General features: G+C 69.6%; 13 protein-coding genes. 6 read left to right on the top strand and 7 right to left on the bottom strand.

Translation table 11 applies throughout. From position 1 onward, the window contains the following. Nucleotides 1–67: 67 nt before the first annotated feature. Nucleotides 68–544 (top strand): universal stress protein, encoded by a 477-nt coding sequence (locus D8S75_RS15810; RefSeq protein WP_119967315.1) that lies wholly within the window; start codon nt 68–70, stop codon nt 542–544. Between the two features lie 52 nt (nt 545–596). Here the strand turns inward: D8S75_RS15810 and D8S75_RS15805 are convergent, their stop codons facing one another. The 5 genes from D8S75_RS15805 to D8S75_RS15785 all read right to left on the bottom strand — a co-directional run bounded on the left by D8S75_RS15805 (nt 597) and on the right by D8S75_RS15785 (nt 6,046). Beyond that, nucleotides 597–983, bottom strand: a complete 387-nt coding sequence (locus tag D8S75_RS15805) for a hypothetical protein (RefSeq protein ID WP_119967314.1) — start codon at nt 981–983, stop codon at nt 597–599. Nucleotides 984–1,184: 201 nt separating this feature from the next. Further along, nucleotides 1,185–2,339, bottom strand: coding sequence for a phospholipase A (locus D8S75_RS15800; RefSeq protein WP_119967313.1), 1,155 nt, complete (start codon nt 2,337–2,339; stop codon nt 1,185–1,187). A gap of 81 nt (nt 2,340–2,420) precedes the next feature. Continuing rightward, a complete protein-coding gene (locus tag D8S75_RS15795; RefSeq protein ID WP_119967312.1) occupies nt 2,421–4,493 on the bottom strand; it encodes an ATP-dependent helicase in 2,073 nt (690 codons plus the stop codon). A 365-nt stretch (nt 4,494–4,858) separates the two neighbouring features. Next, entirely contained in the window at nt 4,859–5,662 is an 804-nt protein-coding gene (locus D8S75_RS15790) for a hypothetical protein (protein WP_119967311.1), read from the bottom strand. Continuing rightward, complete coding sequence (locus tag D8S75_RS15785) at nt 5,663–6,046, bottom strand: hypothetical protein (RefSeq protein WP_157982669.1); 384 nt, start codon at nt 6,044–6,046, stop codon at nt 5,663–5,665. It abuts the gene before it with no gap. Nucleotides 6,047–6,254: 208 nt separating this feature from the next. Here D8S75_RS15785 and D8S75_RS15780 point away from each other — a divergent pair, with 208 nt between their 5' ends. The 5 genes from D8S75_RS15780 to D8S75_RS15760 all read left to right on the top strand — a co-directional run bounded on the left by D8S75_RS15780 (nt 6,255) and on the right by D8S75_RS15760 (nt 11,294). Then, the gene (locus D8S75_RS15780; protein ID WP_119967353.1) at nt 6,255–7,208 is read left to right on the top strand and encodes an AEC family transporter; all 954 of its coding nucleotides are present in this window, start codon (nt 6,255–6,257) and stop codon (nt 7,206–7,208) included. A 77-nt stretch (nt 7,209–7,285) separates the two neighbouring features. After that, nucleotides 7,286–8,197, top strand: coding sequence for a bifunctional GNAT family N-acetyltransferase/nucleoside diphosphate kinase regulator (locus D8S75_RS15775; protein WP_119967352.1), 912 nt, complete (start codon nt 7,286–7,288; stop codon nt 8,195–8,197). Between the two features lie 195 nt (nt 8,198–8,392). Then, the gene (locus D8S75_RS15770) at nt 8,393–10,441 is read left to right on the top strand and encodes an ATP-binding protein (protein ID WP_119967309.1); all 2,049 of its coding nucleotides are present in this window, start codon (nt 8,393–8,395) and stop codon (nt 10,439–10,441) included. Beyond that, nucleotides 10,438–10,812, top strand: coding sequence for a response regulator (locus tag D8S75_RS15765; protein ID WP_119967308.1), 375 nt, complete (start codon nt 10,438–10,440; stop codon nt 10,810–10,812). The genes D8S75_RS15770 and D8S75_RS15765 overlap by 4 nt, the downstream gene beginning before the upstream one ends. Then, nucleotides 10,809–11,294: a chemotaxis protein CheX gene (locus D8S75_RS15760; RefSeq protein WP_119967307.1), complete on the top strand. Its 486-nt coding sequence runs from the start codon at nt 10,809–10,811 to the stop codon at nt 11,292–11,294. Before D8S75_RS15765 ends, D8S75_RS15760 begins: the two co-directional genes overlap by 4 nt. A 91-nt stretch (nt 11,295–11,385) precedes the next feature. Here the strand turns inward: D8S75_RS15760 and priA are convergent, their stop codons facing one another. Together priA and hemE are read right to left on the bottom strand one after the other, a co-directional pair. Continuing rightward, nucleotides 11,386–13,488 carry a replication restart helicase PriA gene (gene priA, locus D8S75_RS15755; protein WP_119967306.1) on the bottom strand — a complete coding sequence of 701 codons (2,103 nt, stop codon included), beginning with the start codon at nt 13,486–13,488 and terminating at the stop codon, nt 11,386–11,388. Nucleotides 13,489–14,117: 629 nt separating this feature from the next. Then, nucleotides 14,118–15,230 carry a uroporphyrinogen decarboxylase gene (gene hemE, locus D8S75_RS15750; RefSeq protein WP_119967351.1) on the bottom strand — a complete coding sequence of 371 codons (1,113 nt, stop codon included), beginning with the start codon at nt 15,228–15,230 and terminating at the stop codon, nt 14,118–14,120. Nucleotides 15,231–15,263: the final 33 nt, after the last annotated feature.

Here is a 15,263-nt window from a genome sequence, read left to right as displayed (position 1 = left end):
GCCGCAGGCGTTCCAGGGCCGCCCGGGGCCGCTACACTGGGCCAAACACATCACAAAAGGAACTGCCATGCCCCGAATCCTCATTGCCGTCGATGGCTCGGAACTCGCGCTCGATGCCGTGCACCACGCCGTGCAGCTCACGCGCGACGGCCTGCAGGCCGACTTCGTGCTGGCCAATGTGCAGGAGCCGGCCTCGCTGTACGAGCTGGTGGTTTCGCGCGACCCCGACCTGATCGCCGCCGCCAGCATCGAGGCCGGCGAGCACCTGATGGCCCCGGCCCGCGCCCTGCTCGACGCGGCCGGGCTCGACTACGTGACCGAGGTGGGCGTGGGCGACCCCGCGCACACGCTGGTGGACATCGTCGAGAGCACGGGCTGCGACATGGTGGTCATCGGCGCGCGCGGCCAGGGCGCGCTGAGCAGCGCGCTGCTGGGTTCGGTGTCGCAGGAGCTGGTGCATGCCAGCCCGGTGCCGGTGACCATCGTCAAGCACGCCGAGGTGGTCGAGTTTGACGAAGGCGAGGAAGAAGAGCCTGCGGCTTGACCGCAAAAAAGCCGGCGCGCCTCGCGGCGGCCGGCTGGCAGGGCAGGCTGGCTCAGGCGGCCTTGCGGAAGGGTTCCGCGGGGCGCTGCAGCTTGCCGTGCGGCAGCGTGGCCAGGCGCTTGAACATGCGGCGCACGTAGCCGCTGATCCACAGGCATTTGTTCAGTTCGTCCACGGGCAGCGGGCCCGATACCACGACGATGTCGTTGGCCACGTCCTGGGCGCCCGCGGCGCGCAGGCGCCGGCGCGTGTTGGCCGCCCACGACTGGATGCGCGTGGGGCTGCCATGCTGGTGCACCTCGCCGGTGTGCAGGTCGAAGGCGATGGCCACGGTATCCGTCTTGAGCTTGAAGCGCCGCTCGCCCGTGACGACGCTGGGCGCTTCGCGCATGTCGTACAGGTAGTAGCTGCCGGCCTTGAGTTGGTATTGCATGTCCATGGTTGTCTTCCTCTTGAGCGGCATTGTCGAGGCGATGCCACGGCGGCAATGCCGGGGAAAACGGCGTGAAACAGGCTCTTTTCCGGGGGTGTTTCACGCGGTCTGGCGCAGCCGCACCGGGGTGCGGCTGCCATTGTCGCGGCTGCCTGTTACAAGTTCAAGAAACCAGGGGCGATTTAAGTAACGGTTTGTTGTCCGGGCTCAAAAATCGACCAGGCTCAGGCCCACGGTGAACACCGTGCGGCGGCGGTTGAAGTCCACCAGGCTGTCGCCGTAGCCGCTGAACAACTGGGTGTGCAGGCGCAGGTTGCTCTTGCCGCCGCCCAGGCCGGTGCCCAGCGTCTGCAGCCATTCGAGCCGCACCGAGCCGCGCCCCGTGGACGACAGCGAATGCCGCAGCGTGGCGCCCAGGGTGTGGTCCTTGTTCGGGTTCCAGAATACCGACAGCTCGCCCCGGCCCACGGTGTCGCTGATGCCCGGGTTGTCGTCGCTGCTGGCGTCTTCGGGAATGCGCTTCCACAGGCGGGCGCCAACCACCCAGCGGTTGTCCAGCTCCATGCCGGTCATGAGGTAGGCGCGGTTCCAGCTGCGCGAGAGCGGCAGGCTCTGGCCGTTGGACTGGTGCACCACGCCGATGCCGCTGTAGCGCCAGCGCCAGCCCCAGGGCAGTTGCGCGTCCGTGGGGTAGACGTAGATCACCTCGGGCTCGTGGTCGGTGTTGCGGAAGGGGCGCGAGAGCGTGGGCGTGAACACCTGCCAGTACGACTGCTGCGTGTAGCCGAACCACAGCGAATCCTTGCCCCGGGATTCCGAATGCGTGAGCAGGCCCTGGGCGATCTTGGTGCGCACCGAGAGCTGCAGCCGTGCCTCGGTGTCGCGGTAGGGCGTGGCTTGCGCGGGCGTGTGGTCGGGCGTGGCCGAGGAGGGCTGGCGGTTGACGCTGCTCGATGCCACCACCGAGGCGGTGATGGGCCGGTAGCCCCGGAAGCTGAAGGTGCCGCAGTCGCTGCCCGGCTCCAGCTCCCAGAAGCGCGAGAGATTGGAATAGCGTGGCGAGCGGCAGCCACTGGCCTGGGCCTCCTGCTCTGGTGGCGTGGTGGGCGCCGAGGCCTCGGCGGATGGCGGCGCGGGCTGCCGTGCAGCCACCGTGCCGCTGGCCGCCGGCGCCTGCCAGGCCTGCTGGCCGGCCCACTGGTCGAAGCAGGCCAGGCGCGCGCTGTCGTCACCCAGGGCCGCGCAACGGCGCCAGGCGGCGTCGGGCGCGGCCGGGGTCTGGCCCTGGGCCAGCGGGGCCGCCAGGGCCCATGCCAGGGCGGCGGGGAGGGTGGCGGTGCGGTGCAGGGAGCGAAGGGGCATGGTGAATCCTGCGGTTTGGTATGAAATCGGCTTGCAGCGCTTACTGGTCAAGCGTTGCAAGCTATGGATACAGTAGCAAAATCAGGTCGGCTGCGCGGTATTCGCGGCCTGGGCCTTGCGCGCGAATTCGGCGCGCAGGGCCTTGAGCTTTTCGCGCGGGTCCTCGCGCGCGGTGGTTGCGGACAGCGCCATCTCGGCGATGAAGCGGCTGGGCTGGGCGGCCACCATCTCGCGGCCCTTCTTGCGTTTCTTGGTCCAGCTCACGGCCAGCGAGCGCTGGGCGCGCGTGATGCCCACGTACATCAGGCGGCGCTCCTCCTGCAGGCGCGAGAGGGTTTCATCGCTGACCTTCTGCTGGCGCCCGCCGTCGTCGTCGAGCTTGAAGGGCAGCATGCCCTCGGTCACGCCGGCCAGGATGACGTGCGGCCACTCCAGGCCCTTGGAGGCGTGCAGCGTGGAGAGCGTCACCACGTCCTGCTCCTTCTCGCGGTCCGACAGCGTGGACAGCAGGGCGATGTTCTGCGCCACCTCCAGCAGGCTCTTGGTTTCCATCTGCGTGGTGGCGCCGGCGGTGTCGTCGATCTGGCCGCCGGCGCGCTGCGCCATCCAGTCGCAGAACTCCAGCACATTGCTCCAGCGCGCGGCCGCCACCTTCTCGCTGTCCTCGCCGTCGTAGAGGTGCTTCTCGTAGCCGATCTCCTGCAGCCATTCGGTGAGGAAGGCGCGGGCGTTCTCTGCTCCAAGAGTCTGGCGCGCGCGGTATTCGAGGTCGTTCACATAGCGGCCGAACTCGTGCAGGCCGTCGAGCGCGCGCCGGGGCAGGGCGGCCGGCAGCATGGGGGAGAACAGCGCGGCGAACAGGCTGCTCTTGTGCTGGGTGGCAAACTCGCCGAGCTGCCCCAGCGTCGTGTGGCCGATACCGCGCTTGGGGTTGGCGATGGCGCGCAAGAAGGCCGGGTCGTCGTCCTGGTTGCTCCACAGGCGGAACCAGGCGCACAGGTCGCGGATCTCGGCGCGGTCGAAGAAGCTCGTGCCGCCCGACACCTTGTAGGGAATACCGGCCTTGCGCAGCGCCTTCTCGAACGGCTTGGCCTGGTGGTTGGCGCGGTACAGGATGGCGAAGCTCTTCCAGTCCGGCGGCGGGTTGGCGGCGGCGCGCAGGCCCTGCAGGCGCGCCACGGCGCGCTCGGCCTCGTGCTCCTCGCTGTCGGCGTCGACCACGCGCACGGGCTCGCCCTCGCCCAGTTCGGAAAACAGCGTCTTGGGGAACAGCTTGGGGTTGGGGCCGATCACGTTGTTGGCCGCGCGCAGGATGGCCGAGGTGGAGCGGTAGTTCTGCTCCAGCTTGATGACCTTGAGCTGCGGGTAATCCACCGGCAGCTTTTTCAGGTTGTCCAGCGTGGCGCCGCGCCAGCCGTAGATGCTCTGGTCGTCGTCGCCCACGGCGGTGAAGCGCCCGCGCTCGCCTACCAGGAGCTTGAGCAGCTCGTACTGCGTGGCGTTGGTGTCCTGGTATTCGTCCACCAGCACATGGCCCAGGGCTGCCTGCCACTTGGCGCGCACCTCGGGAAAGTCGCGCAGCAGCTTCAGCGGCATGCCGATCAGGTCGTCGAAGTCCACGCTCTGGTAGGCCGCCAGGCGCTCCTCGTAGCGCTGCATGATGAGCGCGATGCTGCGCTCATGGTCGTCCTTGGCCTGGGCCAGCGCCTGCGTGGCGTTCAGCCCCATGTTCTTCCACAGGCTGATGGTCCACTGCCACTGGCGCGCGGTGGCGGCGTCGGTGGTGCCGCCGGCGGCGTCCTTGAGGATGCTGGTCACGTCGTCCTGGTCGAGGATGCTGAACTGGGGCTTGAGGCCCAGCACCTTGCCGTCCTCGCGCACCATGCGCACGCCCAGCGCGTGGAAGGTGCACACCAGCACGTCCTTGGCGGCGCGGCCGATCAGGCCCTTGGCGCGCTCGCGCATTTCGGCTGCGGCCTTGTTGGTGAAGGTGATGGCCGCGATGCGCCGGGGTTCCAGCCCGCGCTCGATCATGTGCGCGATCTTGTGCGTGATCACCCGCGTCTTGCCCGAGCCCGCGCCGGCCAGCACGAGGCAGGGCCCCTCGGTGTAATGGACGGCCTGGAGCTGGGCGAGGTTGAGACCTGCGGACATGGGGGAGGGGAAAAGCGGGAGGGAGGGGGAACGGAGCGCGCAATGATACCGGCGCCCCCGGCGACTGTTTTTCGCATGGCGGCAAACCCCCGTGGGGTACCGGGCACGATCCGCATGCTGCGCGCCAGCGGGCGTGGCGCCACGCGTAAGTGCGCGGCCGAGGCGCTCAAGCTCCGCTGACTCCCCGGCCCCGGGGGGCGGCTGCCAGCCCCCTGCAAGCCTGCCCGGGCGGGCGTCCTCAGCGTTCCCGTGCGCGCACCATGCCGGTGTCCACCGCGCCGCCGGTTCGGATGCTATTTTTTCAATAGCTAGCGGCGTATGTCCCGTAAGCTCTTTGGCTCAAAAACGCCTAAAAAAGGGTCAGCTCAGCACGGGCCGCTCGCCGATGCCAACAGCTTCTGCAGCGCATAGAGCGCCAGCAGCGACACACCGGCCAGCGCCACGCCCTGCAGGTTCAGCCGAAGTGCGAAACCCGGTGTATGGATGTGCGCCACGCTGGTCCGCGCGAGCTGAAACAGGCCCGCCAGTGGCAGCAGCAGCAGGCCGAAGCAGGCCGCTGCCTTCCAGCCGCGCAGCGTGGAGCCCAGGTGCGTGCGGGAATCGCACCAGACGATGGCGCCCAGGCTGCGCCATTCCTGGAAGGCGTGCATCAGCACCGCCAGCACCATGAAAGCCAGGGGCACCGTCAACACTGCCCACAACAGCACCCAGCGTTGGTCGTGCGGGTTCCAGGGGCGCGCGGCTTGGGCGGTGTCCGCCGCCGGGCGCTGGCCTTCGGTGCGCACCACTTCCTCGGCTGCGTCGATGGCGGTGTCCAGCCAGCGGCGCCAGTCGCGCACGCGCGGGCGCTGGCCCAGCGCGGCGGCGTAGACATGGCCATCGTCCACGCAGACCTGCTGCGTGGCCGTGATGCGGTCGTCCGGCAGATACCACCCGGACGACTTGCGAGGCAGGCGCACCACGAACACGGTGGTGGTGTCGGTCCTTGGCCTGCCGGTAGAGAACAGACCCGTGGCAACGTGCTCCAGATCGATGGCCATCCAGTCATGGCCGCGGTGCTGGCCGCGCACGATCGACAGCGGCCGCAACCGGTCCAGCCGCAGGCGCTCCCACAGTGGCGCGGAAAAGCCGTCGAGCAGCCCCGGCGGCGGTGCTTCCCGGGTGGCCATTCAAAGGCTCTCCAGGTCGGCCTCGTCCTGCGCGGCGCGCTGCACGCGCAGCCCCACGGTGATGGCGACGGCGGCGCACACCAGCAGGTTCCACAGGCGGGGCATGCCGTAAACGGCGAGGGTTGCCGCGAGCACGCCCGAGAGCAAGGCCAGGCGCAGCACGGTGCGGTCATCGCAGAGCCTGATGACGCCTTCCAGCAGCATGAGGATCAGCCCCGTCGTCAGCGGCCAGCCGAGCAGGCAGGCGAACATCAGCACAAAGGCCGTCATGCCGTCGGCCTGGGAGAACCACGTCTGCCAAATGCCATTGGCCAGCAGGCTCGCCACGGCGGCCGCGGCGGCGGCCCACGTCGGAGACCGGAGGGAAGCGTCGGAAAATGTCATGGGTGTGCAGCAGGGCGAAACCTGCGCAGTATGCACCGCGCCCCTGGCATGGCGCCAGCGCGCCCAGGCTGGACCGGTGGGGCGGTACCGGCATGCTAGGCATGCGTCCACGGTCGCCCCGCCATGTGCAGCGGCGGCATGCCGCACCTTGGCACGCTGCCAGCCCCCTGCAAGCCTGCCCGCGCGGGCGGGCGTCACAATGGGCTCCGTGCTCTCCGTCCTGCTCGTCACCTTTCCGTTCTTCGCGCTCGTGCTCTGCGGCTACCTGGCCGCGCGGCGCGGCGTGCTGCCGCAGCCGGCCATTCCGGGCCTCAACACCTTCGTGCTGTATTTCGCGCTGCCGTGCATGCTCTACCGCTTCGGTGCCAGCACGCCCATCGCGCAGCTGCTCGACCCGGCCGTGGCCGGCGTCTACCTGCTGTGCGCGCTGGTGATGGTGACCGGCACGGTGCTTGCCACGCGCGGCCCGCGCATGGGCTGGAACGACGCGGCCTTCGGCGCCCTGGTGGCCGCCTTCCCCAACACCGGCTTCATGGGCGTACCGCTGCTGGTGGCGCTGCTGGGCGCGCAAAGCGCGGGCCCGGCCATCGTGACCATCGTGGTGGACATGGTTATCACCACCTCGCTGTGCATCGCGCTCTCGCGGCTCGATGGCGCGGGCACGCACGGCGTGGGCGTGGCGCTGCGCCAGGCTTTCCGGGGCATGGCCACCAACCCCATGCCCTGGGCCATCGGCCTGGGCGCGCTGGCCTCGGCCCTGCAGGTGAAGCTGCCCGGCCCGGTGGACAAAACGGTGGCCATGCTGGCCGACGCCGCCTCGCCCGTGGCGCTGTTCACCATCGGCGCGGTGCTGGCGCGTTCGCAGATGAACCAGCACGAGCAGGTGGCCGTGCGCGACTACGTGCCCGTGGCCCTGGCCAAGCTGCTGCTGCACCCGCTGCTGGTGTGGGGCGCGGGCACGGCCGCCATCACCCTGGGCGTCCCGCTCACGCCGTTCGCGCTCACGGTGCTGGTGCTGCTGGCGGCTCTGCCCAGCGCGAGCAATGTGTCGCTGCTGGCCGAGAAGTTCGGCGCGAACAACGGGCGCGTGGCGCGCATCATCCTGGTGTCCACCGCGCTGGCGTTCCTGAGCTTCTCGGGGGCGGTGGCGCTGCTGACCTAAAATGAATCTCTAGCCGAAAGAACCGTCGTGGCCGTGGCCATGAAAGGCTTTCATTCTTGAAACCAAAGGTGGTGAAGATGAACAAGCCTTTCATTGCTCTGTGCCCGGAGATCACCCGGGCCAACGCGCTGACGCTGATGGACTGGTTGGAGGACGAGGACGTCACCCGCTACCTCAGCGATTCGCGCCATGTCTCCCGTTTCATCGAGCAGGTGATCGGGCGCGTCCAGTTGCCGATCCTGACCCATCTGTTCAACCAGGGCGGCCGTTTCTTCATGGCCTACGACCAGCATGACGTGCCGGTCGGCTTCGTGCGCCTCGTCAAGTCGGGCCCGGACTGCGAAATGGTCCTGGTCATCGGCAACCGCGACAACTGGGGCCGCAAGCTCGGTGCCAGCGCCATCCGCGAAGGCATGAAGCTCGCCTTCTTCGACATGCGGGCCGAGAAGCTGATCGCCAAGATCCACCCGGACAATGACCGATCGCTGAAGGCCTTCCTGCACAGCGGCTTTCTGCTGGACAGCGAGACGCCGGCGATGAAGTCGCTGGCCATGCCCTCGGAGCGCTATCTCAGGCTCTTGCGCGAAAGCCCAGCGGTGCACGCCGCAGACATCTACATCACCGAGATCGACAAGGCCCGGCTTCGGAGCCTGGTCGAGGTCGAACGCGGCTCGGATGTTTTTGAGCTGGAGCACGAGATCGAGCGGGCCATCGTCGTCGATCCATGGAACGTGGCGGAGGATGTCGTCACCATGAACTCCAAGGCCTTGCTGCAGGTGGACGACGAGGCGCTGGAAGTGGCGCTGGTTTACCCCGAGGATGCGGACGACCGCGCCGGGAAGCTGTCGGTCTGCTCCGGCATCGGCACCGCGATCCTGGGTTACAGGGAGGGCGATGCCTTCAGTTGGCGGATTCCGAACCGGACCTGCCATATCCGGATCGAGAAGGTGCTGTACCAGCCGGAGGCAGCGGGCGATTTCCATCTCTAGGCGGGCACGCCGCGCCACTGCCGTAGATCGCGCCTGAACGGTTGGCCGGTCCGCGATGGGGCTCGATCCAGGCGGCCGCGCCGGACGCATGCGCGGAGCGGTCATCGCCAAGCCTCTGTCCGCGACAGGGTTGCGTCACGCGGCCGTCACTATTGCGCTGCAGCATGACACGGTCTCCACTCATGCGTTTCTTTCATGAAAGCATCCCTGGGCCTGGGCAAGTACCGCGACCTGTTGCTGGCCATCCTGCTGTTCATCGTGCTCGACCTGGGCATTCTGTTCTTCAACTTCCTGGCCTCCATCCAACTGGAGCGCGACGCCAGCCGCATCAACACCGCTGGCGAGCTGCGCATGCTCACGCAGCAGATCACCAAGTCGCTGCTGACGCTGCAGATCGAGACCCGCGACGGCCTGCTGGTCCAGACCAGCATGGCGCAGCTGGGCCAGGGCACGGCGGCCTTCAACCAGGGGCTGGTGGCGCTGCGCAAGTCCATGGCCTCGGAGGGCGACCTGCGCCTGTTCGGCCTCGACCCCGAGCCGCTGCGTGCCCTGTTGCGCCGCCTGGAGGGCGAGTGGCGCCCGCTCGACGAGGCGATCGCGCCGGTGCTCACCGTGCCCGCGCCGCGCCTGGAGGACGTGGAGTTCGCCTCCACCAAGGCCGTGGCGCGCAATGTGCGCCTGATGGGCCTGAGCGATGACTTGGCCGGCGCCGTGGAGGCCGCCGCGCGGCACAAGACCGGGCTGATGCGCTCCATCCAGGTGGCGGCCATCGTGCTGGCGCTGCTCAACTTCATCTTCATCGTCTTCAAGTTCGTGCGCCGTCTGCGCGCCGCCGACCGCGTGGCCGACGCCGCGCGCCAGGAGACCGACGACATCCTGCAAACCGTCTCGGAAGGCCTGCTGCTGGTGGGCGCGGACGGCCGCATCGGCACCCAGATCTCGGCCGCCACGCAGCGCCTGTTCATGCGCCCGGTGCGCCCGGGCGACGACTTCCGGCAGCTGCTCGGGCGCATGCTGGAGCCCGCGCGCGCCGACGAGGCGCTCAGCTACCTCGACCTGCTGTTCGACCCCAAGGTCAAGCCCGCGCTGCTGACCCAGCTCGATCCGCTGCAGGAGGTGCCGATCGAGCCCGTGGACGACCCGTTGGCACAGCCGCGCTGGCTCACCTTCCAGATCAGCCAGGTGCGCGAGGCGGGCCGCATCAAGGAGCTGCTGGTGACCGTGTTCGACGTGACGCAGAAGGTGCGGCTGGAGCGCGAGCTTTCGGCCACGCAGCAGGCCGCGCGCAACGACGTGGAAGACCTGCTCGTGGTGCTGGAGCAGGAGCCGCTGCTGTTGCAGGACTTCCTGCTCGGCGCGCGCGAGCGCCTGGCCGACCTGAACCAGGCCCTGCGCAACGTGGGGCGCGAGCCCGGCGCCTGCGAGGCGCTGGTCGAGGATGCAGCGCGCCTGGTGCACGGCATCAAGGGCGAGGCCGCCGCGCTGGGCTCGGCCGCCATCGCGCGCCAGGCGCACGAGATGGAAAACGCCCTGGCGCCGCTGCGGCGCCAGCCGCGCATTGGCGGCGAGGCGCTGATTCCCGTCGTGGTCGAGCTGGCGCGCCTGCAGGAGCAGGTGGAGCGGCTGCACCGCTTCTTCCTGCGCATCGGCCAGCCCACGGCGGGCGGCCGCGAGGCGCCGCGCGACAGCGGCACCCTGGGCGCCATGGTGGAGAACCTGCGCGCGCTGGCGCAGCGCGTGGCGCTGTCGCTGGGCAAGCAGGTGGAGCTGACGGCCCGCGTGCCCGAGGGCGCGCTGCCGGCCGGCGTCGAGCGCGCGCTGCGCGAGGCCCTGCCGCAGCTCGTGCGCAATGCCGTGGTGCACGGCATCGAGTCGCCGCAGGAGCGCGCGCAGTTGCGCAAGCCGTCCGTGGGCGCACTGCGCCTGGACATCTGCGCGCAAGAGGGCGGCGGCATCGAGGTGCGCCTGAGCGACGACGGGCGCGGCATCGTCGTGCCACAGCTGCGCGAGCGCATCGCGCAACTGCGCGGCGACGCCGCCCAGCTCAGCGACCAGGAGGTGCTGGGCCATATCTTCGACCCGCATTTCAGCACCGCCACCGAGGTCACCGAGCACGCGGGCCGGGGCGTGGGCCTGTCGGTGGTGCGCCAGACCGTGGAGCGGGCCGGCGCCCGCCTCAAGGTGCTGACGCGGCCCAGCGTGTCCACCGAGTTCGTGCTCCGTTTCGGCGCGGAGGCGGCATGAATGGCGCCACGCTGATGGTCGTGGACGACTCGCAGGTCTTCCGCAGCCGCATCGCCCGCCTGGCCGGCGACGCGCGCCTGGGCGGCGTGCGGGTGGTGGCCCAGGCCGAGAACGGCCGCGTGGCCGTGGCGCTGGCGCGCCAGCACCGGCCCGACCTCGTGACCATGGACCTGACCATGCCCGAGATGGACGGCCCGGCCTGTCTGGAGGTGCTGCGCACCGTGCTGCCGGGCGCGCGCATCCTGGTGGTGTCGGCCCTGGGCGACCGCGCCACCGCCCTGCGTGCCCTGTCCCGGGGCGCGCACGGCTTTCTGCTCAAACCCTTTTCCGATGAACAAATGGTCGAATCCCTGCAGGAGCTGATGGCATGAGCGGCAACCGTCTCCAGGTGGAGGACGTGAAAGTGTTCTCCGACGCGGCCCTGGGCTTCTTCGCCCAGACCACCGGGCACCAGGCCGCCGTGCGCACCGCCTACCTGCTCGATGGCGCCGAGCCCATGGTCTGGAACGATTTCCAGGGCCGCATCGAGCTGGCCGGGCGCTACCGGGGCAGTGTCACGTTCTCGGCGCCGCGCGGCCTGCTCACGCATGTGCTGCTGTCCATCGGCGAGAGCGACTACACCGACGCCAGCCACCGCGACATCGTGGGCGAGATCGCCAACCAGATGTCGGGCCAGGCGCGCCGCCATTTCGGCGATGCGCTGGACATCTCGCCGCCGCGCGTGCTCTCGCCCGATGACGCCGCCATGCCGCCCGCCAGCGGCGCCGCGCCCTTCGTTATTCCCATGCTGTGGGACCGCTACGAGGCCCATCTGGTGGTGCAGATGGAGCGGGAGCTGGGAACTCCCCCCTGAGTGGCTGCGCCACCGGTGCGGCGGGGCGGCCCTTGCATGGTGGCCGCTGGTGTGGGCCGTGCACGCCGCAAGCGCAGGGGCGGGCGTGGGATCAGATCGTCAGCGGGTCCACATCGACCAGCCAGCGCACCAGCCCCTTGTGCTCGGGCTGGCCGCGCGTGGCCTGCAGCACCGGCTGCCAGTGGGCCAGGAAGCGCTGCAGCGCCGTGCGGCTGCCGCTTTCCAGCAGCATCTGGGCGCGCTCCACGTTGGCCACGCGCTGGATGGTCAGCGGCACCGGCGGGTAGAGCGAGACCTGGTCCAGCCCCGGCAGGCCGTGGGCGTGCGCGGCGCTGCTCGCGGCGGCGAGGAAGCCCTGGGCCACGGCCTGCGTGCGGGCATCGGCGCGCACCAGGGCCTGGAAGGCGAACGGCGGCATGGCGGCCTCCTCGCGTTCCTTCAGTTGCTGGGCGGCGAAGGCCGGGTAGTCGTGCGTGCGCAGGGCCTCGAACACCGCGTGCTGGGGGTGGAAGCTCTGCACCCACATCTCGCAGCGCGTGCCTTGCGCGGCCAGGTAGGCAGCGTCGCGCCCGGCGCGGCCGGCGGCCTGGTGCAGCAGGGCGAACAGGCGCTCGGGCGCGCGGAAATCGCTGCTGAACAGGGCACCGTCGGGCTGCACGGCGGCCACCAGGGTGATGCGGCGGAAGTCGTGCCCCTTGGCGATCATCTGCGTGCCCACGAGCACGTCCACCTCGCCGGCGTGCACCTGGGCGAGCTGGCTTTCCAGCGCGCCCTTGGCGCGCGTGGTGTCGGCGTCGATGCGGGCGATGCGCACGGGGCTGCCGTCGGGGCGGCGCACGGCGGCGAGCAGCTCGCCGAGCTGCTCTTCGAGCTGCTCCGTGCCCCGGCCGATGGGCACGATGTCCGGGCTGCCGCAGCCCGGGCAGGCGCGCGGCACGCGCACCGTGAAGCCGCAGTGGTGGCAGCGCAGCGTGCGGTCGAGCTTGTGGAACACCTGGTGCGCGCTGCAGTGCGGGCAGTCGCTCTTCCAGCCGCAGTCGGCACAGTGCAGCACGGGCGCGTAGCCGCGCCGGTTGAGCAGGATCATGCTCTGCTCGCCGCGTTCCACCCGCTCCTGCAATGCCGCCAGCAGCGGGGCCGAGAACACGGTGCGCCGGGGCTGGTGGTTCATGTCCACGCGGCGCACGCGCGGCAGTTCCCCGGCGCCGATGCGGCTGGGCATCAGCAGGCGCTGGTAGCGCCCGCCCTCGGGGTCGTCTGGCGTGGGCGGGCGGCTGGCGTGCCAGCTCTCCAGCGAAGGCGTGGCCGAGCCGAGGATGACCTTGGCGCCCTGCTCGCGGCCGCGCCACACGGCCAGGTCGCGCGCCGAGTAGCGCGCGCCTTCCTGCTGCTTGTAGCTGGGGTCGTGCTCCTCGTCCACGACGATGAGCTTGAGGCCCGGCAGCGAGGCGAACACCGCCATGCGCGTGCCCAGCACGATGCGCGCCTGCCCGCTGTGCGCGGCTAGCCAGGCCTTGAGGCGCTGCGGGTTGGTCATGCCGCTGTGCAGCGAGACCACGGCGCCCGCGCCGAAGCGGGCCGTGAAGCGTTCTTCGAGCTGCGGCGTGAGGTTGATCTCCGGCACCATCACCAGCGCCTGGGCATTCGCGTCCTGCTCCAGCACCGCCTGCACGCAGCGCAGGTAGACCTCGGTCTTGCCGCTGCCGGTGCTGCCGAAAAGCAGGAAGGGGCCGGGTTTGGAAAGAATTTCGGTCCGGGCGCTTTCCTGTTCTGCGCTAAGCGCTATCAAAAATGTAGCGAATGCGGGCTCGGACTCCTGGGCCGGGCGGCGCAGGCGGCGCGCCAGCTGCTCGGGGCCGAGGTCGCGCAGCTGCGGCGGCAGGGCCGCGAGCGCGATTTCGCCCAGGCTGCGCTGGTAGTAGCGCGCCGCGAAGGCGACGAGGCGGCGCCAGGGCGCGTCCAGCGGCGCGATGCCGTTCAGCACGGCGGCCACGGGGCGCAGGGCGCGGCCTGGGGGCGGCGGCGCGCTGGCGCCCTCCCACACCACGCCCAGCACCTCGCGCGGGCCCAGCGGCACGCGCACCAAGGTGCCCGGCGCGAGCGGGCGCTCACTGGCGTAGTCGAGCAGGTCACCCACCCCGCTGTGCGAGGGGGTGTGCACGGCGACCTGCACGGTGGAGGGCGAGGGTGTCACGGCGAGGGGCGGGGTTCAGGTTCGGGAGGGCCGGGCTTGATTTTCCGCATTTTCCCCCGGCCATCTGTGGATAACTTTGTTGACATCCTTGCCGGAGCGCCCGCCGGGCCTGGGTCGCGCCGCTGTCCCGGTGCGGCGACGGTCGCGCGATATTGCGAAAAAAACCTTTGGAATCAATAGGTTCTCACAAGGCGATGCGGCTTCCAGGCGGGTTGACAAAGGCCCTGGAGGTGGTGGCACCGTTGGTGTGCACAAGTGGGGTGGTGGCGCAAGCGTCAGCCAGCGGCAGTTTGCTGGATTTACGTCATCCCCATGTTTGAGTTCACTCACTTTTTTGGCAATCGGCCGCAAGTGCTTGCCGTGGATGGGTTTTTTGAAATCATCCCGGTTTCTTGTGGATAACTTTGTTGATATCCGCTGCACAGCGCCCGCCAGCCCTTGAAAACACGGGCTTTCGACAATTTGCACGGCAAAACGGCAACCCAAAAGATCCTTGTGAATCAGGTACTTGCAAGGGGCTGCCAAGGCGAGGGACCCGATGCGGGGCCAGGCGCCCGCTGCCGCGGGAGGGGGGCCGGCGGCAGCGGTTGTGTGCATAAGTGGGCCCGGGCGCGGGCCCCGTGTCACGCCTAGCGCTGCGCGCGCGAGTGGCTGTGCACGGCCTCCACCAGTGCGGCCACATGCTCGGGCGGCGTGAACTGGCTGATGCCGTGGCCCAGGTTGAAGATGTGCGTGGGGCCGGTGGTGCTGCGGTCGGTGTGGGGCTTGCCGAAGCTGTCGAGCACGGCGTGCACCTGCGTGACGATCTGCGCGGGCGGGGCGAACAGCACGTTGGGGTCGATGTTGCCCTGCAGCGCCTTGCCCGGGCCGCCCACTTGGCCGCCGACGATGGCGCGCGCCTTGCCGAGGTTGGCCGTCCAGTCCAGGCCCAGCACCTCGCAGTCGATGTCCTTCATGTCGTCGAGCCAGATGCCGCCGCCCTTGGTGAAGACGATGCGCGGCACGTCCTGGCCATCGACGCCCGTGCGCTTGAGCTGTGCCAGCACGCGGCGGGTGTACTCCAGGCTGAAGTCCTGGAAAGCACCATCGGCGAGCACGCCGCCCCAGCTGTCGAAAATCATCACGGCCTGGGCGCCCGCGTCGATCTGGGCGTTCAGGTAGGCGGCCACGGCGTCGGCGTTCACGGCCAGGATGCGGTGCATCAGGTCGGGGCGGCTGTACATCAGCGTCTTGACCAGGCGGTAGTCGTCGCTGCCCTTGCCCTCGACCATGTAGCAGGCCAGCGTCCAGGGGCTGCCCGAGAAGCCGATCAGCGGCACGCGGCCGTTCAAGGCCTTGCGGATGCTGGTGACGGCGTCGAACACATAGCGCAGCTTGTCCAGGTCGGGCACGGCCAGCTCGGCCACGTCGGCCTCGTTGCGCACCGACTTGGCGAAGCGTGGGCCCTCGCCCTCGGCGAACGACAGGCCCAGGCCCATGGCGTCGGGCACGGTGAGGATGTCGCTGAACAGGATGGCGGCGTCGAGCGGGAAGCGTTCCAGCGGCTGCAGCGTGACCTCGGTGGCGAAGTCCACGTTCATCGCCAGCCCCATGAAGCTACCCGCCTGGGCGCGCGTGGCCTTGTATTCGGGCAGGTAGCGGCCCGCCTGGCGCATCAGCCACAGGGGGGTGTAGTCGGTGGCCTGGCGGCGGCAAGCGCGCAGGAAGGTGTCGTTGGTGAGGGGGGCGAAGGAGGTGCTCATGGGCGTCATTGTCTCAGAGGCGGTTCCAGGAAA

The organism is Simplicispira lacusdiani (assembly GCF_003604195.1).
GTDB classification, from domain to species: domain Bacteria; phylum Pseudomonadota; class Gammaproteobacteria; order Burkholderiales; family Burkholderiaceae_C; genus Simplicispira; species Simplicispira lacusdiani.
This window is presented reverse-complemented; position numbering and strand designations above follow the sequence as displayed.